A 25224-nucleotide genomic window follows, 5' to 3' on the forward strand; every position below is an offset into this window, starting at 1 on the left:
GCGAGAGGTAACAGCTAATCGATGTGCGCCGGAAGACCCATGGCCGCGAGGCGCCGCGGGTCGCTCACCGAGCGGATTTCCGCGATCCGGCCGTCGGTGATGGTGTACGAGACCACGCCCAGCAGCTTGCCGGTCGGGCCCCAGGCCACGATCCCGGGTTCGCCGTCGATCAGCGCCGCCACGGTGATCACCGCCGCGCGGGCGCCGCGCTGGGCGCGGGCGGCGATTTCGGCGGCGCCCCGCTTGACCACCATGCCCCGCGAAGTGCCCGAGTGCCAGGTGACCTCGGGATCGAGCAGGCGCAGCAGCTCGTCGAAATCGCCCTGTCGCGCCGCCGCGAGAAAGGCGTCGACCACCGCGCGCTGACCCGGTTCCTCGGCCGGGCGGCGGCGGTCCCGCACCTTCCGGCGTGCCCGGCTGGCGAGCATCTTGGCGGCGTCGGCGGACTTGCCGAGGATCTCGCCGATCTCCGCGAACGACACCCCGAACATGTCGTGCAGCACGAACGCCAGCCGCTCGGCCGGGCGCAACGCGTCGAGCACCACCAGCAGCGCCAGCCCGACGGATTCGGCGAGCACCACGTCGTCTTCCGGTGCCGGGTCGTCGTCTTCGAGCACCACCACGAGTTCGTCGTAGGACGACTCGGGGCGGACCTTGCGCGAGCGCAGCACGTCGATGCAGACGCGGCCGACCACGGTGGTCAGCCAGGCGCCGAGATTGTCGATCGCGCCGGCGTCCTGACGCGCCAGCCGCAGCCAGGCCTCCTGCACCGCGTCCTCGGCGTCCGCCCGCGAGCCGAGCATCCGGTGGGCCACCGCGACCAGGCGTCCGCGCTGCTCTTCGAAGGCCTCCGCCAGCGGTTCTCTCATGTCGTTACCTTCCTCCACCCGGTTCCGTCACCGTGGTGACGGGCCCGGCGCGGTCTAGGTAACGTCGGCCGTCCAGTTGTTGAGCAGCTGCAGCGCCTGGGCGGTGGCGGACTCCGGTTCGACGTTGTAGACGCACAGGGTCTGGTCGGCGTCGCCGGGCGCGGCGAAGGACTCGTAGGAGAAGTGGAGTTCGCCGACGAGCGGGTGGTGGTAGCTCTTGCTGCCGTGGGTTCGGCGCAGCACGCGGTGGTCGTTCCACCAGGTGGAGAACTCCGGCGACCGCACGGTGAGTTCCCCGATGAGGTCGGCGAGCTTGCGGTCGTTCGGGAAGCGCCCGGCTTCGAGCCGGAGCATGGCGACGGTCTCGGCGGCGATCTGCGCCCAGTCGATGACGCGTTCACGCGCTTCGGGGTCCAGCAGGTAGTAGCGGGCGAGGTTGCGCTGCGGACCGGGCAGGGCCTCGAAGTCGGTCAGCACCTCGCGGGCGAGCCGGTTGCTGGCCAGGACGTCGGTCCGGCGGCCGAGAACGAACGCGGGCACGTGGTCGAGGGTGTGCAGCATCAGGCGCAATCCCGGCCGCACCCGCTGCACGCTGCCCGCCGCGCGGCGGGTGGTTTTGGGGCGCCCCAGCAGATCCGTGAGGTGCTCGCGTTCGGACGGGTCCAGCCGCAGTGCGACGGCCAGCGCTTCGAGCACCTCCGGGGACGGGTTCCCGGCACGCCCCTGTTCGAGTCGCGTGTAGTACTCGGTGCTGACCCCGGCCAGGCGCGCGGTTTCGTCGCGGCGCAGGCCCGGCACGCGGCGCACGCGCCCGTCCGGCGGCAGCCCGGCCTGTTCCGGGGTGATCCTGGCCCGGCGTGAGCGCAGGAACCCGGCGAGTTCGCGGCCACGGTCCTCCATGCGCTCCAGTGTGACCGATCGGCGGCGCGAACGGCTCGCGCTGGGTGGCCCTGCCAGTACCTGCCTGGACAGGGCCAACTCGGGCGCCCCGGACGGCTCGCCGGGCTGGTGTGCTGAATCGGCGGGAAGAACCGGCTTCCCCCGAATTTTCTGGAGGCAGGAACAAATGCGCACTCTTGAAGGACGCGTCGCGGTCATCACCGGTGCGTCGAGCGGTATCGGCGAGGCGACCGCCGAGCAGTTGGCCGGGCAGGGCGCCAAGGTGGCCGTCCTGGCCAGGCGCGCGGAGCGGCTGGCGGAACTGGCCACCCGCATCGAGAAGAACGGCGGCCAGGCGCTGGCGATCGCCGTCGACGTGACCGACGCCGACGCGGTGCGGGCGGCGGCCGAGCGGGTGGCGGCCGAACTGGGCGACGCCGACCTGCTGTTCAACAACGCCGGGGTGATGCTCCCCGCGCCGATCGAGGAGCAGCGCGCCGACCAGTGGCAGCGGCAGATCGACCTCAACATCACCGGCCTGATGAACGTCATCGGCGCGTTCACCCCGCAGCTGGTCGCGGCGGCCGCTGAGCGCGGGGTGGCCGACCTGGTCAACACCTCGTCGATCGCGGCGCGGAACATCTTCCCGAACTTCGCCGTGTACTCCGGGACGAAGGCCTTCGTCACGCACCTGTCCACGCACCTGCGGGTCGAGCTGGGCGCGAAGAACGTGCGCGTGTCGGCCATCGAGCCGGGCATCGTCGGGACCGAACTGCAGGACCACGTGACCGACGAAGGCGCGCGCGACTGGCTGGAAGGCTCGAAGGAGACCATCGACTGGCTCACCCCGCGGGACATCGCCGAGACCGTCGGATTCCTCGCCGGTCTGCCCGCGCGGGCGAACCTCCAGCAGGTGACGATCATGCCGACCGCGCAGGCCGGCTGAGCCGTTTTCATAGCCGGAGCGTCATGAGTTGATGGCGATTCCGGTCTTGGACGGCATGGAACGCCGCCCCTAACGTCGGTCCCGGATGAACTGGGGACTGGGGAAGGGGCGGCGATGGCCGTGGCGATCGAGACCGGGAGAACGGCGCTGGGGGTGGTTCGCTGGTTCGTCACCGCGCACGCCGTCGCGATCTTCGCGCAGCCGGTTTTCGCGGGTAGTTACCTGATCGGCGACTACGACATGCTGGCGCTGCACGCGCTCGGCGCGGACATCGTGTTCTACATCGGAGTGGCTCAGCTGGTGCCCACCGCGGTGCTCTGGCGGCGCACCGGCGTGCGGTGGCCGTTCTGGACGAGCCTGCTGCTGGCCGTCGGCGAGAGCGGGCAGTACTTCGCCGGGATCGCCGGGGCGCTGGACCTGCACGTCCCGCTGGGCGTCGCGCTGGTCACCCTCGCGTCGATCATGGTGCTCGCGATCTGGCGGACCGGGGCGCGGCGATGAGCGGGCTGTCCCGGCGCCGGTTCCTCGGCCTGGCCGGTGGGGCCGGGGTGCTGGTCGCGGCCGGGCTCGTCGGCCCGCGGGTGTTCCGGACCGCCGCGGCCACCGGTGAACTGCTCACCAGCGAACTGCCGCTGCCCGCGCCCTTCGAGGTCCCGCTGCCGATCCCGGCCGTGCTGTCGCCGGTTTCGCGGGACGCGGACGCCGACCGGTACGAAATCGTGCAACGGCAGGCGATCGCGGAGATCCTGCCCGGGGTGCGCACGCCGATCTGGGGCTATGAAGGCACTTTCCCCGGGCCGACCATCGAATCCCGGCGCGACCGCACGACGATCGTCAAGCACCGCAACGAACTCCCGGTGCCGACCGTGGTGCACCTGCACGGTGGCCACACACCACCGGAGTCCGACGGCTACGCCACCGACCTGGTGCTGCCCGCCGGGGCCGCGCCGCACGCGCACGGCGGGCACGCGCTGATGCACGACCCGGCGGCGATCATCTCGCACGGCACGCGTGAGTACGTGTACCCGATGCAGCAGCGGGCGGCCATGCTCTGGTACCACGACCACCGGATGGACTTCACCGGCCCGGCCGTCTACCGCGGCCTGGCGGGACTGCACCTGGTGCGCGACGACAAGGAGGACGCGCTGCCGTTGCCGCGCGGGGAACGGGAACTGCCGCTGGTGATCACCGATCGCGCGTTCGCCGCCGACGGTTCCCTGCGTTACCCGTCCATAGACCCGTCGCTCACCTCGGTGCCCGGTGTCGAAGAACCTTATGTCGAAGGCGTTTTCGGCGACGTGGTCCTGGTGAACGGCGCGCCGTGGCCGGTGGCCGAGGTGTCCGCGACCAGGCACCGGCTGCGGGTGCTCAACGGCTCCAACGCCCGGCGCTACGACCTCGCGCTCGATCCGCCACCGCCGGCCGGTCCGGCGTTCACGCAGATCGGCGCGGACCAGGGCCTGCTCGCCGCGCCGCTGGCGCACGAGCACGTGCCGATCGCGCCCGCCGAGCGGTACGACCTGGTGGTCGACTTCGGCGCGTACCCGGTCGGCACCGAGGTCACCCTGGTGAACCGGCTCGGCACCGGCACCACCGCGCGGGTGATGCGGTTCCGCGTGGCCCGGCGCGCGACCGAGGACAGCCACATCCCGGACCGGCTCGCCGAAATCGAGCCGCTCGAACGCGCGCGGGCCACCGTTACGCGCGACTTCTCCTTCCGCGGCGGCATGGTCGGTGGCAGGCACGGCTGGACGATCGGCGGTGAGCCGTACTCGCCGTCCCGCATCGACGCCCGCCCGAGGCTGGGGGAGGTGGAGATCTGGCGGTTCGTCGCGGACGTGCACCACCCGATCCACCTGCACCTGGTGGACTTCCGCGTCCTCTCCCGGGGTGGCCGCGACCCGGGCCCGTACGACGCGGGCCGCAAGGACACCGTCGACCTGCGGCCGGGCGAAGCGGTCGAAGTGATCGCGAAGTTCGATGGCTACCGCGGGCGGTACATGTTCCACTGCCACAACTCCGAGCACGAGGACATGGGCATGATGGCGAACTTCGAGGTCATCTGACCGCGGGACGGTTCCCGCTTGGTTTCGTGGTGGGGAAAGGCCGGTGAAAGCACCCTCCCGATCCTGTTGATCACAACGGAAACAAGGGGGAGTGCAGATGAAGTTCACGCGACGTATCGCCGCGGTCACCGGCGGGGCCGCGATGGCGCTGGCGTTGTCCGCCGTGCCCGCCGTCGCCGCGGAGGCGGGCGGCGTGTCGTGCAGTGGCGGGCACCGGATCCAGCCGCCGGCCGGGTGGGGGAAGGTGACCTACTCGATCTGCTACGACGGCGACAAGCGGAAGGTCACCGGCACGGTCACCGACCTGAAAACCGACGGGTGCCTGGTCCGGGCCAAGTTCACCTTTTCGCGGAGCGGGGACGACCTGGTGAAATCCAAGGACACCGGGGACTCCGACAGCTTCGCTTTTGGTTACTACACGGCAACGGCGGTCAAGGCGGATCTCCAGAAGATCTGCTGAGGCATAGGCTGTCGCGGACAGTGCGCCGAGGGGTGACTTGGATCTCTGTCGCGGTTTCGCGTCATGGGGCCCGGGGTGGCGAGTCGGCACCTGTGAAGGGACTGCCTACCCGGGAGTAAGCCGATGTGGGAGCGAGAGCACGGCGCACGTGACGAGGTGCTGCTCGACGCTGTCCGCGAGGGGGACTTCAGCGCGTGCGACGTGCTGTTCCGGCGGCACGCCGCGGCTGCGCGCCGGGCCGCCGGGCGCTGGGCCAGCGATTCCGCCGAGCGTGACGACCTGGTGGCCGAGTCGTTCGTCCGGGTGCTGATCGCGGTCCGCTCCGGTTCGGGCCCGCAGCAGGACATGTGGCCGTACCTGCTGGTGACCATGCGGAACCTGGCGGTCAGCTGGCAGCGGCGGCAGGCTCGGGTCGACCTGCCCGGCGAGATGCCGGAGCGGGCCGCGATGGACGCCGCCGTGGACGAGCTGACCGTTCGCCGGTGGCAGGCCGGGATCGCCTGGACCGCGTTCTGCACGCTGCCCGGCCGGTGGCGGACGGTGTTGTGGCACACCGAGGTCGAAGGCGCCTCCGCCGCCGAGTTGGCGCCGGTGCTCGGGGTTTCCGCGAACGGGGTCGCCGGGCTGGCGATGCGCGCGCGGGAAGGCCTGCGCCGGGCCTATCTCCAGGTCCAGGTCCCCGACAGCACCAGGCCCGACTGCGGCACGATCCGCCCGGAGATGGCGGCGTGGGTGCGGGACGGGCTTTCGGTGCGCCGGGCGGCCAAGGTCGCCGCGCACGTCGACCGCTGCCGGGGATGCCGGGCCGTCGCGGCCGGGCTGTTCGAAGCCAATCTGGAACTGCGGCCCTCGCTGGCCAGGCGGAACGCGAGCGCGCTGGTGATGCCGATCTCCGCCGGGATGACCGGTGGCGGCAAGGTCGCCGCCGTGGTGGCCGCCGCGGTGGTGGCCGTCACCGGGGCGCCGGTGCCGCATTTTGTGCCACTGGTTCCCGGGCCGCGGCCGGAGATCGTGGCGCTGCCGCCGTCGGCGGTGGCCGAACTACCGCCGGCCGGGACCACGCGCCCCGGGGCGACGCGCGCGGTCGCCGGGCCGCGGGTACCGCTCGACGATGAGGTCCGTCCGGTTGTCGATCTTCACCCTGCCGAGGGGTCTGCCCGCGGCTCGGCGGCGTGTGCCGCGGAGAAGTGCGGTAATGCAGAGGCGGGTTCGGCGGCCAAGAGCGGAGGCAACGCGTGGGGAGCGAAGCAGAAGAAGGCTCATTCGAAGTCGGGGACGAAGTCACCTACCTCGCAGGCGGATCATCCGAGCAACCAAGGCGGCAAGGGCAAATCGCGGGGAAAGCCGTAGTGGACAGCTACACCGAGACGACGTGGATCCCGGTCCGCGCCAGGGAGCAGGCCGCGGACCGGGAACCACACTGGGTGCGGGCGGACAACATCGTCGGGGTGGCGCGGCTCAGCCCGCCAGGCTGGTGACCACCGCGACCTCGGACTCGTCGTGCGGCAGGTACTTCACCCGCACCACCATGCCGGGCTGGACCTGGCCGACCGCGCTCGGCGGCAGCTTCTTGTCCTGCTCCAGGTCGAAGGTGGTGCCGTCGGCCCGGGTCACGCGCAGGCCGAGACGCACCTCCGAGCGCCCGTCCGGGGTGTGCCCGGCCGGGGTCATCGCGAGCACCACCGCGCGGGCGTCCACGCCCTGCTCGGCGATGCGCAGCTGGTTCGGCGTGAGCCAGCCCTTGGCCAGCTGGACCCGGTTGAGCGCCGACTGGAGTTCCGGCAAGGCGGCGTCGGTGGCCAGCGCGACCCGTCCGTCGGGCAGGTAGCGCACCGGCAGCGTGGCGTTCGGCTGCACGGCGGCGAGATCGGTCAGGTCGACGATCTGGCGCGCGGTGGCGGGGAAGGACCGGCCGTCCGCGGTGTCCACCTGGAGCTGGATCTCCAGCTGGGGCTGGTCGTTCACGCTCAGCCCGGTCCGCGCGACGCCGGTGACCGTGCCGATGCCGATCGGCGCGTCGCGGAACTCGCGCGGCATACCGCCGAACACCCCGCCCAGGCCGCGCATGAAGGCGAACGGCAGAGAGGTCAGCAGCAGGAACGGACCGGCCATCCAGGCGTTGAGCCAGGCGAACTCGTCGTCGCCGGTCAGCCCGCCCACCACCCAGATGGCGGTGCAGACCAGGCCGGCGAGCAGCGGGAGCAGCAGCAGGATTCTCATGGTTTTCCCTTTCGGATCAACAGGATTTCTCAGGCGGAGCCGAAGAAGTCGGTCTCGCCGATGTCGAGCGGGGTGAGCGAGCCGTCGCCGTTGGCCAGCACGAACTCGTTGCGGGTGGCGACCGCGGTGGTCCCGTCCGGGCCGACCACGGCGTGCTCGACCGGTGAATCGACCGGCAGCGAGCCGGTGACCTGCCCGGTGGCGAGCGAGACCAGGCTGAGCGTGTAGCCGGCGGTGTCGTTCACCGAGCGCTGGTGCTGCACCAGCACGTGCCCGGTGGCGGCGCCCGCGGCGGTCCCGTCGGCGATGACCAGCCGGGCGCCGGGAAAGGCGGTCTGGCTGACCTGGAGCTTGCGGCCGTCTTCCGGACCGCGGAACAGCACGCTGCCGAGGTCGCCGATGCCGACGTCTTCGAGCACGACCTGCTCCGCCGAGCTGGGCAGCAGTCCGGCTTCGGAGCCGGTCGCTTTCGGCGGGATGCCGGGCGAGGACTTCGCGGAAAGGCGTTCGCCCCACGCCGAGGCGGTTTCCTCGTCGACCGCGGCCGCCGAGGTCTGGTCGAGTTCGATCGCCTTCACCGTGCCCGCCGTGGTCAACGCGAGGATGCGGTTGTTTTCCGGATCGTGGGCGTAGGCGGCTCGTGCGGCGACGAACGCGGTGCCGAGTCCCTGCACCTCTTCGCCTTGCGCCTCAACCGATCCGTCCGCCAGATCGACGATCATCAGCCCGGCATCGGTGGCCACGTAGGCGTAGCGCTGCCCGGCGGCGAGGACCGAGGCCTCCCACACCAGCTCGTCGGAAAGCTGCGTGTCCCACAGCACCTCACCGCTCGCCGGATCGGCGGCGGCCAGCCGCACCTGGAACATGTCCCGCGCCATCAGCTGGAACATGCCCCGGCCGCCGCTCCGCTCGTACGGCAACAGCACCACGTCCCGCCCGTCCACCTCGGCGAAGGCGAGCCCCGGCTGCGCCTCGATGTCCGGCTCGGGGGAGATGAGGTAGGAACCGCCGAAGAACAGCAGGGCGAAGAGGCTCATGAAGATCACCAGCGGGGCCGGGAACAGCTTCCGGCGGCGCCGCGGTGTCGCGAAGAGCGACGGCGCCGGTGCGTACTGCGGTGGGTTCTGGTACATCGGCTTCCCCTGTTCGGTCGTGATGGGAGAAGCTTCGGCGCCGATGCGCGCCTACCGGTCCCAGGAATCGGTTCGCCGCGTAGGCTCGCCGGGTGACCACCGCTACGGCGACGCTTCCCCGCGGCCTGGTGGTCGCGCAGGCGTGGGCCGAACTGGGGGAGGCCGTCGCGCCGCTGGGCAACGGCGCGGGCCGCCCGCTGACCCGCACGGTGAAGCTGATCCTCGAACCGCTGGTGCTGCGCCCGGTGCTGAATCCCGAGTTCGCCGCGGGCCCGGTCGCCATCGCGCACGTCGACGCCCTGCGCGCCCGGATCACCGACGCCGGGCCGGTGCTGGCCGCGACGGCGAGCTGGTTCGTGGTGCTGAAGAAGGAGCGCCGCCGTTCGCGGATCACCGACGGCAATCCGCAGGACCTCTACTTCCAGCGCTGCTTCGAGCTGGCGACCGAGCACGGGCAGCCGGGCGCGGACGCCGCGCGGGTGGCGGCCGGGGTGCTCGCGGAGGTGCACGGCCAGGACGGGCCGACCGTCGGTGCGCTGCGGCGATTCCTGACCGACGCGGCCAACGCCGGGGAGCTGACCCGGCTGATCGAGACCACCTGGGCCGCGATGAGCGCGCCACCACCGGGGCAGGTGCCGGTCACCGTCGCGGAGTTCCTGGCCACCTGCGCCACCGCTCCGGACGAGACGTTGTTCGAGGCGCTGGTCGCGGGTGCGGCGGGCAGCGCGCCGGCGGCCGAACTCGACCGCCCGGGGGTCGCGCAGGCACACGGGCTGACCGACCGCGACCGGCCGGCGCGCCCCGTGCTCGGGATGAGCGCGTCGAAGACGAACCTGCCCAAGCCGTTCGACCGGTCGATACTGGAGCGGTTGTTCGCGCCGCTGACCAACGCCTTCCTGCGGGCTGGGCTCGCCGACGTCCCGGCGCTGGTGCGGCAGGAGATCGCGCGGTCGGCCGGGCCGTGGCAGCTGGCGGACGAGGTGAGCCGGGTCGTTCTGGTGCTCGGCCGGGAGGCGTCCGCGGCGCTCGCGGATCCGTCGCCCGTGGTGGCGGGCAGCGCGGCCGCGCGGTTGCGGTCGCGGTGGGAGCGCGAGGCGTACGTGCACCGGGTGCTGCGCCTGCCCTCGGCCGCGCCACCGGAACTCCACGCGGACGTGCGCGGCATCCGGGCCGCCTACCTGCGGCGGCTCTGGGTTCGGGTGCACGGCCGTGAGCTGCGGGAAGACGTGGTGCGCGCCGATGAGGTCTGGGACGTGCTTGACGGCGTGCTGCGATCGGTCATCCTTGACCAGCGCGATCGGTTGCGGGCGGTGTTGGAGCGGGAGGCCGGGGCATGAGGGTGTCGCGTGCGGGCGACCTCGTTGTCGGTGAGTGGCCGGAGCGGGCGGAGGCGGTGGCACTGCTGGAGGCGTCGGGCGCGATGCTGGCGTGGAACGTGCTGGCCGACGGCGAGCTGCCCGCCGCGCGGGTGCACGACCCCGACCTGGCCTCGGAATGGCTGTGGGAGATCTACGGCCGGGCCACCGACGGCATTCTCGGCGGGGCCGACGAGGTGAGCGTGCCCGCCGACGGCGACTGGCGGGTGCGCGCGGCGTGCCGGGTGGTCGCGCAGCTGAACTGGGCGGAGGCGTGGTGGCCCGCGTCGGCGGTGGCCGGGGTGCCCGCGCTGGACCCCGGCACGCTGCGGGCCGAGCGGGTGATCAATCTGTCCATTGTGGAGCATCTGCTGGACGACCTGGACGCGGTGACCGGTGCGCTGGCGTCACTGCCGCCGGGGGTGCACCCGGAACTGGCCGAGCGGCTCGCCGTGCTCGCCGAGAACTACGGCGTGGTGCTGCCCGCCGGGGTGGCGCCGAGCCGGGACGGCTACGCGCTCGCGGCGGGCGGGGCCGTGGGTGCCGGTGGCACCACCGTGTTCACCGGAACCTCCATTGTGGACTGGACGATGGTGCCGCACGGTGCGGTGGACGCGGGCGCGCCCGCGGAGTGGGCCGTGGTGCGGCGGCAGGGGATGACCGCGCTGGAGGTCTCGGTCCCGCCGGGGCCGCGCCCGGTGGCACGGCTGATCGCCCGGTTCGGCGACACCGAGGTGATCCTGGACGAGGTCGACGACCTGGGCAGGCTGACCGGTTCGGCGCCGGTGCCGCCCACCGTGCTGATGCTGCCGCCGGACCGGCGGGTGGTGTCCGTGCACGCGCCGGGCTTCGCCGCGCCCGCGGCGCTCGATCCCGGGGCCGCGGCGCGGCAGGCGGAGATCATCGCCTACGCGTTGTCCCGCGTCGGTTCCGCCGCCGCGACGCTCACCGAGCGGACCGCGGGGTGAGGGACCGGCACGAAGAAGGTGTGCGCCTGGCGGCCGATGGCGACTTCGCCGGGGCGCGGGCGGTGCGGGAAGAGGTGGTCGCGGCCGCGTCGGGCGCCGAGCGGGCGCAGGCGCTGCTGAACCTCGCGCACGTGGTCGACCTGGCCGGGGAGCGGGAACGCGCGGTGGAGTTGATGACCGAGGCGCTGCCGCCGGCGGACGGGCCGTTGCGGGCGCTGGTGATCGCTTCCCGGGCGGATCTGCTGCCGTCGCTGGACCGGTGGGACGAGGCGTGGCGGGACGTCGAGGCGGCGCTGACCGAAGCCCCGGACCACGTGGCGTTGCACAACAGCAGGCTGGGCTTGCTGATGATGGTCGGACAGCTCGACGAGGCGGTGGACGAGGCCGCGATCGCGATCGACCTGGCCGCCCAGCACGAGCCGGCCTACCTCGAGCACCTGCACGCCTGCCTGGCCCAGACGCTGCTGGGCCGGGCGTGGCTGCACCACGCGGAAACGCGGTTGCCCGAGGCGCTGGCGGATCTCGACCGGACGGCCGCACTCGGCATGGAACCGCTGACCGGCACCATCGCCGCCATGCGCGCGCGGGTGCTCGCCACCGGCGGGCAGTACGCGGAAGCGGCCGTGGCCGCGCGGGAGGCGTTGGCGCACACGCTGGAACCGTCGATGGTCGCGTCGGTGCACGCGACGCTGGCGGAGGTCAGCAGCGGCACCGGGGATCTGGCGGAGGCCACCGAACAGCTGGCGCTGTCGAGGGAGTTGTCCGCCGCGATCGGTGATGCCGGAAGCGAGGCGATCGCGCTGCTCAGCTCGGCTCGGCTGGCGTACCTGGCTTCGGACGTCGAACGGGCGACGGCGTTGTACGACGAGGCCGAAGCGCTTGTCACCGACGACCCGCGGCGGCTCGCGGTGTGCCTGCACGGCCGGGCGGCACTGGCCGTGCTCACCGGCCAGGCGCACGAGGCACTGGGACTGACCGATCGGGCGCTCGCGTTGCTCGGCCCGGCGACTCCGCTGGAACTCATCGCGGTGCACCAGGTTCGTGGCTCGGCGTTCGAGGCGCTGGGTGATTTCGCCGCCGCCGAAGCGTGCTACGCCGAGGCCGCCGACGGTTGCGACGCGGCCGGGTTGTGGCACGTGTCGCTGGGCATGGCGTGGTGGCGCACGGACGCGCTCGTGCGCCGGGCCGCGGCGGTGACCGGCGACGAGCGGCGGGCGATCAGCCTGCGGGCGCTGGATCTCGGCCTGCCCGCCGCGCTGGCGGCGGAGGCCGTGCGGCAGCGCTTCCCGCACGGGCCGCTGCGGGAACGGTGGGTCGCGCTGGCTTCAGCTCCCGCCACGCGTTCGGCGTTGCTGGCGATTCGCGCGGTCGAGGACTCGGCGCTGGCAGTGGAGTACATCGACCACCTCGCGGGCGCGGTTTCCCTGGACAGCCCGGCCGCGGTGGCCCGTGACGAGCTGACTTCGTTCCCGCTGCCGCCCGCCGGTGACTTCGAACTGCCACCGCGGGTGCGCGCCGATCCGGCGGTACCGTCTACTTTGGACGGCTGGATCGACGTCGCCGAGCAGCGGTACGGTTTCGGCGTGCGCTCGGCTTCGGTGGTGCGGTCCTGGTGAGGGTCCAGCTGAAACTGGTCGACGCGGGCGACCTGTACTACTCGTGGCGGTGGGAGCACCAGCCGGACGAGCCGCGCGTGATCGTGGTGCCGCGGGAACTCGTGCAGGACGCGCTGGACGAGTGGGCGGCGGCCGTGCCGTCGCCGCTGCCTGGCGAGAACGCCGGGCAGGCGCTGCGGCGGTCGCTCACCCACGGCCCGCTGGCCGACCGCGATCGGGAGATCGCGCTGTCCACCCGGATGGCCGGGGCGCTGTTCCCGCAGCGACTGGCCGCCGAGCTGAACGCGTTGCTGGAGCAGGGAATCCGGCCGCACCTGCGGGTCCAGCCGTCACCGTCGACGGCGCTGGTGCCGTGGGAGGCGCTGCGCGTCGACGAAGGTGAGCGCACGGTGCACTGCACCGACGTGTCCGTGCTGGCACCCGCGACGGTGGGCAACGCCACCGGTCGCCGGGTGCCCGCGTTCGATCCACAAGGGACGGTCGTCGGCGTGCTGGACCCGAGGGTGCCGGGGTTCGCGGACTCCTCCGCGCTCGGCTCGGTGCTCGGCGAGGTGCCCCCGGAACTGGCGGCGCTGGCCACCGGCGGCGTGCGCCGGGACGACGCCGATCGGGAGTACCTGGAGGAAGCGCTGGCCACCGCGTCGCGGTTCCTGTACGTCGGTCACGTGACCACGGGGGAGCACGGCCTGGACGCGCGGCTGCACCTGTCGTGCACCGCGGCGGCGGCCGGGCGGGCGGAGCCGATCGGCGCGCACCGGCCGCTGACCGCCGCGGACATCGCGCTGGGGCACCGGCCCGGTCCCGCGCGGCCGTGGCGGATTCCCGCGCGCGTGGCGCTGGTGGCGTGCGAAAGCGGTGGGGAGGTCCGGTTCGCCGAGCCGTCCGGCCTGGTGGCGGCGATGGTCCGCGGCGGGGCCGAGCACGTGACCGCCACGCGGTGGATGCTGCCCACCGACGAAGGCCTGCGGCGGCTGGTGCCGGACTTCCCGTCCGAGCCCGTGCTCGGCCCGGCGGTACTGGCCGTCGACGCCGCGCACCGCTCCCCGGATCCGGTGCGCGCACTGAACGACTGGCAACGCGACGCGGCAACCCTGTGGGAGACAACGGGCGAGGCGATCTACTCGCCGTTGGTGTGGGCGGCGTTCAGTACTACCTGGGCCCCACCTGTCGACGGCAGGTGAGCACGGGCTGAAAGAACCCACTCCGCTCCGGCGCGTGCCATCTGGATGTGCTGCAGGTCGTAGTCGTCGGCGAGCTGGTCGTAGAACCGGCGAGCGCCCGAATCCGCCATCGGACCAGGGTAGTGCTTGACATCATAGGCCGATGGACAGTGAGCAGGACGAGGCGCGGGCCCGCGCCCTCACCCACTGGCAGAGCCTGATGACGAACTGGAACCGCCGCGCCAGGCGCAACCGGCGCATGTCGAAGCTGCTGATGTACAGCTGCGTGATCCTGCCCATCGGCACCACCGCACTGGCCGGGGTGCCCGAGGTGCCGCGGTGGTGGATCGTCGTGGCGAGCGCGGGGGCGGCGCTGGCCGCCGGGCTGATGGCGGCCACCCGGTCCTACGCGCAGTGGCCGCTCGCCCGCGAGATCCAGACCCGGCTGCACGGCGAGCGCTTCCTCTTCGAACAGGGCGCCGGGGTCTACGAGGAGCTGCCCGAAGCCGAGCGGACGCGGTTGTTCTCCGTGCGCATGGTGGAAATCGGTGCCACCGGTCACAGTGCGTGGGCCGGGCACGTCTCGGAAGCGGTCACCGACGTGCTCACGATCGAGCGACCCGCCGCCAGCTCATCTTGATTCATTCCAGAAAATGCGCAAGACTGCGCCCGTGCCCACGATCATGGACTTCGAGCGCATGCTGCGCGAAGTCGAACTGCGGGTGACGCGTCCCCGGCTGGCGGTGCTGGCCGCGGTGCACGGGCACCCGCACGCCGACACCGACACGATCATCGGTGCCGTGCGCGCGGACCTTGGCGGGGTCTCCCACCAGGCCGTCTACGACGTGCTGCGCGCGCTCACCACGGCGCGCCTGCTGCGGCGCATCGAGCCACCCGGCTCGGTGGCGCGTTACGAGGCCAGGGTCGGGGACAACCACCACCACGCCGTGTGCCGGTCGTGCGGGGCCATCGCCGACGTCGACTGCGCGGTCGGCCACGCACCCTGCCTGACGGCGTCCGACGACCACGGTTTCACCATCGACGAGGCCGAGGTCATCTACTGGGGCACCTGCCCCGCCTGCTCCACCTCGCTCAAGCCGTGAGCACCCTCCTCCGATCCCGAAAGGACATTTGTGTCTGACACCCCCGACGCCGTTGTTGGCGAGATGAACGTGGAGAGCGCGGGCGGTTGCCCGGTCTCGGCCGGGCGCTTCAAGCACCCCACCGAGGGTGGCACCAACCAGGAATGGTGGCCGAACCAGCTCAACCTGAAGATCCTGCGCAAGCACTCCGCCGTGGCCAACCCGATGGACGAGGAGTTCGACTACGCGAAGGCCTTCGCCACGGTCGACCTCGACGCGCTGGCCAAGGACGTGGACGAGGTGCTGACCACCTCGCAGGAGTGGTGGCCCGCCGACTTCGGCCACTACGGCCCGCTGATGATCCGCATGGCGTGGCACAGCGCGGGCACCTACCGCATCAGCGACGGCCGCGGCGGCGCCGGCGCGGGCATGCAGCGCTTCGCGCCGCTGAACAGCTGGCCGGACAACGGCAACCTGGACAAGGCGCGCCGGCTGCTGTGGCCGGTGAAGAAGAAGTACGGCAAGGCCATCTCGTGGGCCGACCTGATGATCTTCACCGGCAACCGCGCGCTGGAGACCATGGGCTTCAAGACCTTCGGCTTCGCCGGTGGCCGCGCCGACGTGTGGGAGCCGGACGAGGACGTGTACTGGGGCCCGGAGCGCACCTGGCTCGGCGACGAGCGCTACAGCGGTGACCGCCAGCTGGAGAACCCGCTCGCCGCGGTCCAGATGGGCCTGATCTACGTCAATCCCGAGGGCCCGAACGGCAACCCGGACCCGCTGGCCGCGGCCCGCGACATCCGCGAGACCTTCGGCCGGATGGCGATGAACGACGAGGAGACCGTCGCGCTGATCGCCGGTGGCCACACCTTCGGCAAGACCCACGGTGCGGCCGACCCCGACCAGTACGTCGGCCCGGAGCCCGAGGGCGCCCCGCTCGAGGAGCAGGGCCTCGGCTGGAAGAACACCTTCGGCAGCGGCAAGGGCCGGGACGCGATCACCAGCGGCCTGGAGGTCACCTGGACCCCCACCCCGACCAAGTGGAGCAACTGGTTCTTCCACAACCTGTTCACCTACGAGTGGGAGCTGACCAAGAGCCCCGCCGGGGCGAACCAGTGGAAGCCGAAGAACAACGCCGCCGCCGGCACCGTGCCGGACCCGGAGACCGGTGCGCTCGACCGCGCGCCGAGCATGCTCACCACCGACCTCGCGCTGCGGTTCGACCCGGTGTACGAGCAGATCTCGCGGCGGTTCTACGAGAACCCGCAGGAGTTCGCGGACGCCTTCGCCCGCGCCTGGTTCAAGCTCACCCACCGCGACATGGGCCCGATCCAGCGCTACCTCGGCCCGCTGGTGCCGCGGGAGGAGCTGATCTGGCAGGACCGCGTGCCCGCCGTGGACCACGAGCTGGTCGACGACGCGGACATCGCGGACCTCAAGGCGAAGATCCTCGACTCGGGGCTTTCGGTCGCCCAGCTCGTCACGACCGCGTGGGCGTCGGCTTCGACGTTCCGCGCCAGTGACAAGCGCGGTGGCGCGAACGGCGCCCGCATCCGCCTCGAGCCGCAGCGCGGCTGGGAGGTCAACGAGCCGGACAGCCTGGCACAGGTGCTGAAGGGGCTGGAGGCCATCCAGACTTCCTTCAACAGCGGTGCCAAGAAGGTGTCCCTGGCCGACCTGATCGTGCTGGGCGGGGTCGCCGCCGTCGAGAAGGCCGCCAAGGACGCGGGCATCGAGCTGAAGGTGCCGTTCACGCCGGGCCGCACCGACGCTTCGGCGGAGCAGACCGACGCCGACTCGTTCGCCGCGATGGAGCCGACGGCCGACGGGTTCCGCAACTACCGCGGCAAGGGCAACCGCCTGCCGTCGGAGTACCTGCTGGTCGACCGCGCGAACCTGCTGAACCTGAGCGCGCCGGAGATGACCGTGCTGGTCGGTGGCCTGCGCGTGCTGGGCGCCAACTACCAGCAGTCCGAGCAGGGCGTGTTCACCTCGGCTCCGGGCACGCTGACCAACGACTTCTTCGTGAACCTGCTCGACCTGGGCACGGAGTGGAAGTCCACTTCGGAGGACGGCGAGGCCTTCGAAGGCCGCGACCGCGCCACCGGTGAGGTCAAGTGGACCGGTAGCCGCGTCGACCTGCTCTTCGGCTCGAACTCCGAGCTGCGGGCCCTCGCCGAGGTCTACGCCAGCGACGACGCGAAGGAGAAGTTCGCCCGCGACTTCGCCGCCGCGTGGACCAAGGTGATGGACGCGGACCGGTACGACCTGGTCTGATCCAGCCGCGAAAAACCAGGCCGGGGGCCCAGCGCCCGGCCTGGTTTTTTGTCGTCAAGGCAAGATGAAAGTGCGGTGCAAGTGCGCGTGGGCACCATCGCGGAATGGATGGATACCAGGTAGATCCGGAAAAGCTGCAGGGGGCGGCCGACGCGATCGGGCGCGGCTCCGAGCACCTCGGCTCGATGGCCGAGTACTGCGCGTCGCTGAGTTCCTCGGCGGACGGAGCCGAATTCGGGGAACTGCTCGCGAAGTTCCGCGAGGGGTACGACGCCGCCGCCGAAACCCAGGTCACCGTGCTGAAGGACATGCAGGAGAAGCTCGGTCTCACCCGGGACGCGCTCGAGACCACCAAAGCGGCCTACGAGACCACCGACAGCACGTTCGGCACCAGCATCGGCGACTTCCTCGGGGAGATCAACAGCCCGGTCGGGACGGAGGTCGTGCGATGACCGGCTTCCAGGACACCGTCGACGTGCCCGCGCTGCTGGTGGCACCGGCGGACCACGGCGAGGAGATGACCGCGAAGGTCGACCAGATCGGCGGCCTGCTCGGTCCGATCGACGACGTGTGGCAGTGGTTCTTCGGCTGGAGCCTGCTCGAATCCCTCTTTGTGCCGTTGAGCGGGAACTGGGGGCAGCTCAGGTCGTATTCCGAAGGGTGGACGGCGCTCGGGGACGCGGCGGAAGGCGTCTCGACGAACCTCTCCGGGGTCACCGCCGAGCTGAACCAGAGCTGGCGTGGGGAAGCGGCGGACTCCTTCACCGCCTACATGGGACAGTGGAACGGTTCGCTGGCGAACGAGAAGGACATGTGCGACCGGATGTCCTCCTACATCGGGGATCTCGCGGACAACGCGGAAGCCTCGTTCGACATCATCCTCTCCACGATCAACCTGTGCATCGACATCGTGCTGTTCGCGCTGAAGATCGCGAACCTGGCCAAGGCGCTGAAGAAGGCGGGCGAGGCGCTGCTGAAGGCCAAGCAGGCGATGAAGGTGGTCAAGGAACTCCTGTCGATGATCGAGACCGTGATCGCCTACGTCGAGGCGATCGCGAACGGCATCAAGGAGGCCAACGACAACCAGTCCGCGCCGAGCGGCTACGTGGCGACCCCGGCCGCTCCCGGTGACGGATTCGGAGCCGGGAAATGACCCGGCGGGAGGTGGAACTGGCGGCGCAACGCGTCCGGGAGGCGAGTGCGAGGCTGACCGCCACGCTGGTGGAAACCAGGCGAGACCTCGAAACGGCCAAAGCCGAACTCGAGCGGGAGAAGGCGGAGGCCAAGGCAGACGATCGATTCGCCGAGCGGGCCCGGTCCGGTCGGGCAGGTCGCGACATGCAGCGCATCCAGGAACTGGTGGACCGCGGCAGGCTCGGCTGGGACGACGTGCTGCTCGGCCGCGGTGAGGAATGGATGACCAACGCGGTCCGGCGCTCGATGGGCCAGCTCAAGAACGCGATCGAACGAGGCGGGCTCGACGAGGCCGACGCGTGGGCGACCCGCGCGGACGACGACGAGTACTTCGACGACCCGCTGGGGGCTTCCAGCGCGGGTTGAGGGTTCACCGGTCGATTTCCCCGCGTTGTCGCGGCAAAGTTTCCGGGTCTGGTTCAACGAAACACTTGAACCATGGAATTCGGAAACCACGGAACGAGCCGGTGGTGGACGCTGCTCGTGGTCAGCGCGGCGCAGCTGCTGGTCGTGCTCGACGGCACGATCGTGAACATCGCGCTGCCATCGGCCCAGCAGGCGCTCGGCCTCACCGACGCCAACCGGCACTGGGCGATCACCGCCTACGCACTGGCCTTCGGCGGACTGCTGCTGATCGGCGGCCGGATCAGCGGCGCGCTCGGGCACCGCCGCGCCTTCCTGATCGGCCTGCTCGGGTTCGCCGCCGCGTCGGCGCTGGGCGGGGCGGCGACGGAGTCGCTGATGTTGTTCGCCGCGCGGGCGTCGCAGGGCGTGTTCGCCGCGTTGCTCGCACCCGCCGGTTTGTCCTTGCTGGCCACCACTTTCACCGAAGCGCGGGAACGCGGCCGCGCGTTCGGGGTGTTCGCGGCGGTGGGCGCGGCCGGTTCGGCGGTCGGGCTGATCGCCGGTGGGGTGCTGACCGAGTACGCGAGCTGGCGGTGGTGCCTCTACATCAACGTTCCGGTCGCGCTGGCCGCCGCGCTCGCCGTGCGGTTCGTGCCGCGGGACCGGCCGGTCGGCGCGCGGGGACGGCTGGACGTGCCGGGTGCGGTGCTCAGCGTCGCGGGGTTCGCCGCGCTGGTGTACGCGTTCACCGAGGCCGAACCGCGCGGCTGGGGCTCGCCGGTGGTGGTGGCACTGCTGGCCGTCGGAGTGCTGCTGCTGGCTGCCTTCGTGGTGGTCGAATGCCGTGCACCACAACCACTTCTGCCGTTGCGCGTGCTGGCGCACCACGCCCGCGCCGGCGCCTTTCTCGCGATCACCCTGATGTTCGTCGCGATGTTCGGCTTCTACCTGTTCATGAGCTACTACACGCAGACCGTGCTCCACTATTCGCCGGTGCGGGCCGGACTGGCGTTGATCATCAACGCGGTGGCGGCACTGGCCGGGGCGACGCTCATCGCCGGGCGGTTGCACGGCCGGGTCGCGCCCGCCGCGCTCATCGTGCCGGGACTGCTCGCGGCCGCCGCCGGGATGTTCGTGCTGACCTGGCTGGACGATCCCAGCACGGGCCTGGTGCCCGCGCTGCTGCTCACCGGACTCGGCCTCGGCTGCGTGCTGCCGCCGACGGCGAGCCTGGCCACCGCGGGCATGCGCGGCCACGACATCGGCGCCGCGTCGGCCGCCTACAACGCGGCGCAGCAGCTCGGTGCCGCGCTCGGTGTGGGCCTGCTCAACACCATCGCCGGCGCCGCCACCACCTCCCGGACACCGGACGCGCTGGTGCACGGCTACACCACCGCGCTGACCGTCGCGCTGGGCATCCTGCTGGCGGCCGCCTGCGCCGCCGGACCACTGATCACCGTCCACACGCGACGGTCGACCACGGAAGGAAAAGCATGACCACCATGGTCGACGGTTACGTCCCGGTCATCGATCTGTCGTCGGGCACCCGCGAGGAACTGGCTTCCGCCATCGGCGGCGCGTGCGCCACTTCGGGCTTCTACGTCATCGTGGGGCACGGAATACCGCGCGAGCTGGTCGCGCGGATGTACGCGGTGACCACGGAGTTCTTCACCCTGCCGGTCGAGGAGAAGGACCGGGCGGGCGGGTTCCGGCGCTCCGGCGGCACCACCGCGCAGAGCCTGGACCAGCAGTCCCCGCCGGATCTGTGCGAGTCGTTCGGCGCCCACGTCACCGCACTCGCCGACGGCTGGCCGGACGCACCGGCGGCGTTCCGGGAAACCTGGCTCGAATACCTGACCGCGGTCGAATCGCTGGCCCACGACCTCCTGCGCCTGTCCGCGCGTGCGCTCGGGTCGGCGGAGGACTTCTACGACGACAAGTTCGACCGTCACACGTCCTCGCTCGTGGCCAACTTCTACTACCCGCAACACGGTGCGCCCTTGCCGGGGCAGTTGCGCCGTGGCGCGCACACCGACTTCGGCGGGCTGACCGTGCTGTACCAGGAGGACGACCTGAGCGGCCTCCAGGTACGGCACGGCGAGAACGAGTGGCGGGACGTCCGCGCCATTCCGGGCAGTTTTGTGGTCAACATCGGCGATCTGCTGGCGCGGTGGACCGGCGGGCGCTGGGTGTCGACCCTGCACCGGGTGGTCAACCCGGCTCCCGGTGACACCTCCTCCCGCCTGTCCGTCCCGTTCTTCTACCAGCCCAACCACGACGCGGTGGTCGATTCGGTCGTGGCGGGGGAGTGGATCGCGACGAAGATGCGGAAGCTGTTCGCACCGCGGTGAGGCGTTGTCATGGCGGCGAAACTGTCGGGGTGCCGTCCTAGTGTCGCCGCCATGACAGCGCATACGGTGCACGACCCACGCCCGCTCTTCGCCCAAGCTCTGGAGCAGACCGCCCGGCAGATCGCCGCCGTACGCCCCGGTGAGCTGGGCAACCGCACGCCCTGTGCCGACTACGACGTCCGCGCACTGCTCGGGCACCTGATCGCGGTGCTGCACAAGCTGGTCCGCGTCAGTGCCGTGGAGACGCGCGCGACCTCCCCGACGTGGTCGACGGCATCGCCGACGACGGCTGGGGGAGCGCGTTCAGCGAGGCACGCGGCGAGGTGGAGCGGGCGTGGGCCGATCCCGCGATGCTCGATCGCCTGGTCACCCTGCCGTGGGCCACCATGCCCGGCCGGGCGGCACTGGACGCCTACACCCACGAATTCACCGCTCATTCCTGGGATCTCGCGCACGCCACCGGGCGGCTCGACGATCTCGAACCCGACCTCGCCGTCCAGGCGCTCGAAGCGTTCACGAAGTTCGCGCCGCCCGAGGAACGCAGTGAGCAGGGTCCGTTCGGGCCGATCGTGCAGGTGTCCGAAAACGCCGACGTGTACACCCGGCTGGCCGCCTACCTGGGTCGCCAACCGTAGCGGCCGTCAATGAGCGGGCACCGACACGCAGACCATGGTGGTGTCCTCAATGGCCTCGACAATTCCGGGCGCCTGCTCGGGAACGTGCACGAAGTCGCCCGCGCGCACCGTCACGGCGTCGTTCCCGGCGCCCACTCGCAGCGCTCCGCTGAGCACCACCCAGATCTCCGCGTAGGGAGCGGGCAACTCGGCGCGTGCTCCGGCGTGGAGAAAGGAGGTGTAGGCACTCATCGACTCTCCGGCTTCCTTGCCGAGGGCGGGAGCGATGAGGATCCGGTCGCCGAACCGGAGGGCGTCGTCGCCGATCGTCGAGCTGAATCGGCGTGGTCGCGAGGGCGTGCCTGCCATGGCGGACCTCTTCCGGCGTGGTGGTCAGGCGTCGAGTTCGAGCGCGGCGGTGGCGTGCACGGGCGGTGCTTCGAGCCCGAGCTGCCGGGCGATTTCCGGGATCTCGGGGTCCGCGAGAAATCCCTCGTAGTCCTCGGCGTCCCAGTCGAAGACGGACCACGCCCGGTGCGGGTCCTCGGGATCGAAGTAGACCCGGGCACTCCGGCAGCCGTGCTGCCGCCGCTTCTCCGCGCCGATTGTCCTGAAGATCTCCAGGAATCGATCGGGGTCGCTGGCCCTGGCGATGGTGACGATCACGCCCCTGACGGTAGAACCTTCACTTTGGTCGAGGTCAAGGGGAACTTCACGGTCGGAGTTTCGCGTCGCGGAGCAGGCCGGGTGCCAGGCGGCGGTGCACAGCGGACAGCGGTGGCCAGACCAGGTATCCGATCCGGCGGTCGTAGCGCAGGTAGGTGCTCAGGGTGAGCCGGTCGTCGGCGGCTGTGACCAGCAGGTTCGCCGTCAGGAACCACGACGTGGTCTCCAGCCGGATCCAGTCGTCGCCGCGCTCGGCGATCCGCCAGCCCGCCACGGTTTCCGCGGACGGCCCGCGGCTGAGGCGCAGTCCGAGCAACCCGCGCCAGATCAGGCGGGCGCCCGGACCGGGGACGTCGCCGAAGAGGGCTCTGGCCCACTGCTCGGGCGTGGCGGTCTCGTTGATGGGACGGCTGAACGTGTCGGTGTAGTGGGCGCCGGGTAGCACGGTTTCCATACCTGCTCCGTTCTATACGATGGCGTACAAGATGCAGGCTAGCCCGTTTTATACGGGTGCGTATATCTGTCGGGAAGTGAGGTGGGACACGTCGTGGGCGCTGCGCGCACGCCGCGGGACCGGTGGATCGAAGAGGGCTTGCGGGTGCTCGCGGCCGACGGTGTGGACGCCGTTCGGGTCGAGGTGCTGGCGAAACGGCTCGGTGTCACCAAGGGCGGTTTCTACGGTTACTTCACCGACCGCGACGCCCTGCTCGAGGCGATGCTGGACACCTGGGAACGGGAGAGCACGGACGAGGTGCTCGAACGGATCGAGCGCGAGGGCGGGGACCCGAAGGTGAAGGCCCACCGGGCCGGGGTGCTCACCTTCTCCAGCGATCGGCTGCTGCCCATCGATCTCGCCGTGCGGAACTGGGCACGCCGCGCCCCGGCGGTCGCGGACCGGCTGCGGCGCGTGGACAACCGGCGCATGGACCTGCTGCGGGAAATGATCGGCACCTTCTGCGACGATCCGGACGAGGTGGAAGCGCGGAGCACGCTGGCCTTCTGCGTGGCGATCGGGGAGCACTTCCTGGTCGCCGACCATCAGGGCCGCACCCGCGCCGAAGTACTGAAGCGAGCCGCCGCCCTGCTCCTGAACCGCTGACCCGGCTCAGCGGCCGCCGGGGTCTTCCGGGTACCACCACGGATCGTGCGGGTTGTACCGCATTCAGTAACCGAACGGGGGCTTGGGGATTTCGAAGGTGGGGATGCGCGGGACGAGTGAAGCCGGTGGCGGGCCCGGTTTGCCGGAGACCACGCGCAGGACGGCGGTGCCGTCGCGCACCGAAGCGAGTTGCAGTGCGACCACACCGTCCGTCGGCGACGGGGCTTCGCGCGGAGCCGTGCTGCACGAGGAACCGCCGCCGTTTTCGTAGAAGGTCGAAACGCAGTTCGTCGACAGGCTCCCGGAACTCGTGCCCTCGCCCTGGGTTTCGAAGCGGATGCCGTTGTCTTCCACGGCCCGCACCACGAGCTTGCTGATCCCGGCCGTGCCGCCCAGCGCGATCTCGGCGGGTCCGGACACCAGCACCTCGCAGGTGCCGTCGGCGCAGGCCGCGTAGTCGCGGCCGTCGGCGGCCGTCACCTCGGCGGACTCCGGCGCGGAAACAGGAGCCTCCGAGACGGGAGCCGGGTCCGCACCACAACCGGCGACGAGCAACAGGCCCAGCGGCCACCACCTTCGCATGCCACCGAGGGTAGGAAATCCGGCGCCCGCGACGGCGAAAACGGCAGCTTGCGGTCAATCCGCACAAGCCCCGAGCCGGTCAGTCCCAGTCGACCGGCAGCACGGTCGGACCGCGGGTGGCCAGCCCGTCCTTCCACTCCACGTCCGCATCGGCGAACCGCAGTCCCGGCAGCCGCCGCAGCAGGGTTTCCAGCGCCACCTGGAGTTCCATGCGGGCCAGCGGCGCGCCGAGGCAGTGGTGGGCGCCGTGCCCGAACCCGACGTGCGAGGTCTCGTCGCGGGACAGGTCGAGCCGGTCCGGCTCGGTGAACTTCGACTCGTCGCGGTTGGCCGAGGCCAGCGCGGGCAGCACCGGCTCCCCGGCGCGCACCAGCACCCCGCCGAGTTCGATGTCCTCCAGTGCGTACCGGGCGATGCCGGCGCCGATGCCGAGCGGCACGTACCGCATCAGCTCCTCGACCGCCTGCGGCACCCGCCCGAGATCGGCGCGCAGCCGCGCCAGCTCGTCGGGATGGGTCAGCAGCACGTAGACGAAGTTGGGGATCTGCGACGCCGTGGTCTCGTGCCCGGCCACCAGCAGCGCCTGCGCCAGCGACAGCAGTTCCTCTTCGGACAGTCGATCGTCGTTGTCCCGCGCCAGGGTCATCGCGCCGAGCAGGTCGTCGGTCGGCCGCTCCCGGCGCTGCGCGATCAGCCCGGCCATGTACTCCCGCATCCGCTCCACGTACTCGGCCACCTGCTCCGGCGGGAACTTCGTGGTGGACAGGAAGGCGTCGGACCACAGGCGGAAGTCGGCCCGGTCCTCGTACGGCACGCCGAGCAGTTCGCAGATGACCGTGATCGGCAGCGGCAGCGCGAAATCGGCGACCAGATCGCCGGGTGAGCCCTTGGCCAGCATCGCGTCGACCAGTCCGCCGGCGATCTCCTGCGCGCGCGGGCGCAGGCGTTCCACGCTGCGCACGGTGAACGCCTTGGTGACCAGCCGCCGCAGCCTGCTGTGGTCCGGCGGGTCCATGCTGAGGATGTTGCCGGGCGGGGGAAGGTGGGCGCGCATGCGCGGTTCGTCGCGGCCGACGCTCGCCGCGCGGCTGAACCGCGGGTCGCCGAGCACCACCTTGACGTCCTCGTACCGCGTCGCCAGCCACGCCGGTTCGCCGTAGGGGAGCCGGACCCGGCTCAACGGTTCTTCCTGGCGCAGCGTGCGGAACAGCGGTTCGGTCTCGAGCCGTTCGGGCTCGCTGAAGGGGTAGGACCGCACTTCCGAAACGTTTCTGGTGGCCATCACCCGGCTCCTCTCCGTACCGGTCACATCCTAACCATTAAGTCAGTCGCTTGCTTGAGA

29 protein-coding genes and 1 pseudogene are annotated in these 25224 nt (G+C 71.3%); 21 read left to right on the forward strand and 9 right to left on the reverse strand.

The window, feature by feature from the left end:
• Positions 1-14: 14 nt before the first annotated feature.
• Both YIM_RS09925 and YIM_RS09930 read right to left on the reverse strand, forming a co-directional pair.
• Positions 15-869, reverse strand: coding sequence for a sigma-70 family RNA polymerase sigma factor (locus tag YIM_RS09925; RefSeq protein ID WP_153030072.1), 855 nt, complete (start codon positions 867-869; stop codon positions 15-17).
• Positions 870-923: 54 nt separating this feature from the next.
• On the reverse strand, positions 924-1769 hold the full coding sequence (locus YIM_RS09930; protein WP_153030073.1) for a helix-turn-helix transcriptional regulator: 846 nt from the start codon (positions 1767-1769) through the stop codon (positions 924-926).
• A gap of 166 nt (positions 1770-1935) precedes the next feature.
• Here YIM_RS09930 and YIM_RS09935 point away from each other — a divergent pair, with 166 nt between their 5' ends.
• The 6 genes from YIM_RS09935 to YIM_RS49635 all read left to right on the forward strand — a co-directional run bounded on the left by YIM_RS09935 (position 1936) and on the right by YIM_RS49635 (position 6698).
• Positions 1936-2694 carry an SDR family oxidoreductase gene (locus tag YIM_RS09935; protein ID WP_153030074.1) on the forward strand — a complete coding sequence of 253 codons (759 nt, stop codon included), beginning with the start codon at positions 1936-1938 and terminating at the stop codon, positions 2692-2694.
• A gap of 114 nt (positions 2695-2808) precedes the next feature.
• Complete coding sequence (locus YIM_RS09940; protein ID WP_153030075.1) at positions 2809-3195, forward strand: hypothetical protein; 387 nt, start codon at positions 2809-2811, stop codon at positions 3193-3195.
• Positions 3192-4760 carry a multicopper oxidase family protein gene (locus tag YIM_RS09945; protein WP_153030076.1) on the forward strand — a complete coding sequence of 523 codons (1569 nt, stop codon included), beginning with the start codon at positions 3192-3194 and terminating at the stop codon, positions 4758-4760. Before YIM_RS09940 ends, YIM_RS09945 begins: the two co-directional genes overlap by 4 nt.
• A 97-nt stretch (positions 4761-4857) precedes the next feature.
• On the forward strand, positions 4858-5220 hold the full coding sequence (locus YIM_RS09950) for a hypothetical protein (protein WP_153030077.1): 363 nt from the start codon (positions 4858-4860) through the stop codon (positions 5218-5220).
• Between the two features lie 123 nt (positions 5221-5343).
• Positions 5344-6570, forward strand: a complete 1227-nt coding sequence (locus YIM_RS49985; RefSeq protein WP_370468970.1) for a sigma-70 family RNA polymerase sigma factor — start codon at positions 5344-5346, stop codon at positions 6568-6570.
• Positions 6570-6698: a hypothetical protein gene (locus YIM_RS49635; RefSeq protein WP_255462893.1), complete on the forward strand. Its 129-nt coding sequence runs from the start codon at positions 6570-6572 to the stop codon at positions 6696-6698. The genes YIM_RS49985 and YIM_RS49635 overlap by 1 nt, the downstream gene beginning before the upstream one ends.
• Here YIM_RS49635 and YIM_RS09960 read toward each other — a convergent pair.
• Together YIM_RS09960 and YIM_RS09965 are read right to left on the reverse strand one after the other, a co-directional pair.
• Positions 6679-7440, reverse strand: coding sequence for a hypothetical protein (locus YIM_RS09960; RefSeq protein WP_153030078.1), 762 nt, complete (start codon positions 7438-7440; stop codon positions 6679-6681). The genes YIM_RS49635 and YIM_RS09960 overlap by 20 nt on opposite strands.
• Positions 7441-7469: 29 nt before the next feature.
• Entirely contained in the window at positions 7470-8573 is a 1104-nt protein-coding gene (locus tag YIM_RS09965; protein ID WP_153030079.1) for a PA2928 family protein, read from the reverse strand.
• A 92-nt stretch (positions 8574-8665) separates the two neighbouring features.
• Between YIM_RS09965 and YIM_RS09970 the strand changes: the two genes are divergently transcribed.
• The 14 genes and pseudogenes from YIM_RS09970 to YIM_RS49095 all read left to right on the forward strand — a co-directional run bounded on the left by YIM_RS09970 (position 8666) and on the right by YIM_RS49095 (position 21556).
• Positions 8666-9910, forward strand: coding sequence for a hypothetical protein (locus YIM_RS09970; protein ID WP_153030080.1), 1245 nt, complete (start codon positions 8666-8668; stop codon positions 9908-9910).
• A complete protein-coding gene (locus tag YIM_RS09975) occupies positions 9907-10896 on the forward strand; it encodes a hypothetical protein (protein WP_153030081.1) in 990 nt (329 codons plus the stop codon). The genes YIM_RS09970 and YIM_RS09975 overlap by 4 nt, the downstream gene beginning before the upstream one ends.
• The gene (locus YIM_RS09980; protein WP_153030082.1) at positions 10893-12512 is read left to right on the forward strand and encodes a hypothetical protein; all 1620 of its coding nucleotides are present in this window, start codon (positions 10893-10895) and stop codon (positions 12510-12512) included. The genes YIM_RS09975 and YIM_RS09980 overlap by 4 nt, the downstream gene beginning before the upstream one ends.
• Positions 12509-13693: a CHAT domain-containing protein gene (locus YIM_RS09985; RefSeq protein ID WP_228004653.1), complete on the forward strand. Its 1185-nt coding sequence runs from the start codon at positions 12509-12511 to the stop codon at positions 13691-13693. The genes YIM_RS09980 and YIM_RS09985 overlap by 4 nt, the downstream gene beginning before the upstream one ends.
• Positions 13694-13835: 142 nt before the next feature.
• Complete coding sequence (locus YIM_RS09990) at positions 13836-14312, forward strand: DUF4231 domain-containing protein (RefSeq protein ID WP_153030084.1); 477 nt, start codon at positions 13836-13838, stop codon at positions 14310-14312.
• 13 nt (positions 14313-14325) lie between these two features.
• Positions 14326-14775, forward strand: coding sequence for a Fur family transcriptional regulator (locus YIM_RS09995; RefSeq protein ID WP_194240106.1), 450 nt, complete (start codon positions 14326-14328; stop codon positions 14773-14775).
• Between the two features lie 30 nt (positions 14776-14805).
• The gene (gene katG, locus YIM_RS10000) at positions 14806-17031 is read left to right on the forward strand and encodes a catalase/peroxidase HPI (RefSeq protein WP_153030085.1); all 2226 of its coding nucleotides are present in this window, start codon (positions 14806-14808) and stop codon (positions 17029-17031) included.
• Between the two features lie 104 nt (positions 17032-17135).
• Positions 17136-17483, forward strand: a complete 348-nt coding sequence (locus YIM_RS10005) for a WXG100 family type VII secretion target (RefSeq protein ID WP_153030086.1) — start codon at positions 17136-17138, stop codon at positions 17481-17483.
• Positions 17480-18184 carry a WXG100 family type VII secretion target gene (locus YIM_RS10010; protein ID WP_153030087.1) on the forward strand — a complete coding sequence of 235 codons (705 nt, stop codon included), beginning with the start codon at positions 17480-17482 and terminating at the stop codon, positions 18182-18184. Before YIM_RS10005 ends, YIM_RS10010 begins: the two co-directional genes overlap by 4 nt.
• Positions 18181-18591 carry a hypothetical protein gene (locus YIM_RS10015; RefSeq protein WP_153030088.1) on the forward strand — a complete coding sequence of 137 codons (411 nt, stop codon included), beginning with the start codon at positions 18181-18183 and terminating at the stop codon, positions 18589-18591. The genes YIM_RS10010 and YIM_RS10015 overlap by 4 nt, the downstream gene beginning before the upstream one ends.
• Positions 18592-18663: 72 nt before the next feature.
• Positions 18664-20067 (forward strand): MFS transporter, encoded by a 1404-nt coding sequence (locus YIM_RS10020; RefSeq protein ID WP_153030089.1) that lies wholly within the window; start codon positions 18664-18666, stop codon positions 20065-20067.
• Positions 20064-20921: an isopenicillin N synthase family oxygenase gene (locus YIM_RS10025; RefSeq protein WP_153030090.1), complete on the forward strand. Its 858-nt coding sequence runs from the start codon at positions 20064-20066 to the stop codon at positions 20919-20921. The genes YIM_RS10020 and YIM_RS10025 overlap by 4 nt, the downstream gene beginning before the upstream one ends.
• Before the next feature lie 51 nt (positions 20922-20972).
• Positions 20973-21179, forward strand: a pseudogene (locus YIM_RS49090) (maleylpyruvate isomerase N-terminal domain-containing protein); the annotation flags it as partial.
• Positions 21180-21184: 5 nt separating this feature from the next.
• Positions 21185-21556: a TIGR03086 family metal-binding protein gene (locus YIM_RS49095; protein WP_228004654.1), complete on the forward strand. Its 372-nt coding sequence runs from the start codon at positions 21185-21187 to the stop codon at positions 21554-21556.
• Between the two features lie 6 nt (positions 21557-21562).
• Here the strand turns inward: YIM_RS49095 and YIM_RS10035 are convergent, their stop codons facing one another.
• The 3 genes from YIM_RS10035 to YIM_RS10045 are packed head-to-tail and all read right to left on the reverse strand — an operon-like array spanning position 21563 to position 22655.
• The gene (locus YIM_RS10035) at positions 21563-21904 is read right to left on the reverse strand and encodes a cupin domain-containing protein (protein ID WP_153030091.1); all 342 of its coding nucleotides are present in this window, start codon (positions 21902-21904) and stop codon (positions 21563-21565) included.
• Between the two features lie 24 nt (positions 21905-21928).
• Positions 21929-22201: a hypothetical protein gene (locus tag YIM_RS10040; protein ID WP_153030092.1), complete on the reverse strand. Its 273-nt coding sequence runs from the start codon at positions 22199-22201 to the stop codon at positions 21929-21931.
• Positions 22202-22247: 46 nt separating this feature from the next.
• Positions 22248-22655 (reverse strand): DUF2867 domain-containing protein, encoded by a 408-nt coding sequence (locus YIM_RS10045; protein ID WP_153030093.1) that lies wholly within the window; start codon positions 22653-22655, stop codon positions 22248-22250.
• A gap of 93 nt (positions 22656-22748) precedes the next feature.
• Between YIM_RS10045 and YIM_RS10050 the strand changes: the two genes are divergently transcribed.
• Positions 22749-23300 carry a TetR/AcrR family transcriptional regulator gene (locus YIM_RS10050; protein WP_194240107.1) on the forward strand — a complete coding sequence of 184 codons (552 nt, stop codon included), beginning with the start codon at positions 22749-22751 and terminating at the stop codon, positions 23298-23300.
• Between the two features lie 63 nt (positions 23301-23363).
• Here YIM_RS10050 and YIM_RS10055 read toward each other — a convergent pair whose 3' ends face one another.
• Both YIM_RS10055 and YIM_RS10060 read right to left on the reverse strand, forming a co-directional pair.
• Complete coding sequence (locus YIM_RS10055; RefSeq protein ID WP_153030095.1) at positions 23364-23882, reverse strand: hypothetical protein; 519 nt, start codon at positions 23880-23882, stop codon at positions 23364-23366.
• Between the two features lie 79 nt (positions 23883-23961).
• Entirely contained in the window at positions 23962-25164 is a 1203-nt protein-coding gene (locus YIM_RS10060; RefSeq protein WP_153030096.1) for a cytochrome P450, read from the reverse strand.
• Between the last annotated feature and the right edge of the window lie 60 nt (positions 25165-25224).

The organism is Amycolatopsis sp. YIM 10 (assembly GCF_009429145.1).
Taxonomy (GTDB): domain Bacteria; phylum Actinomycetota; class Actinomycetes; order Mycobacteriales; family Pseudonocardiaceae; genus Amycolatopsis.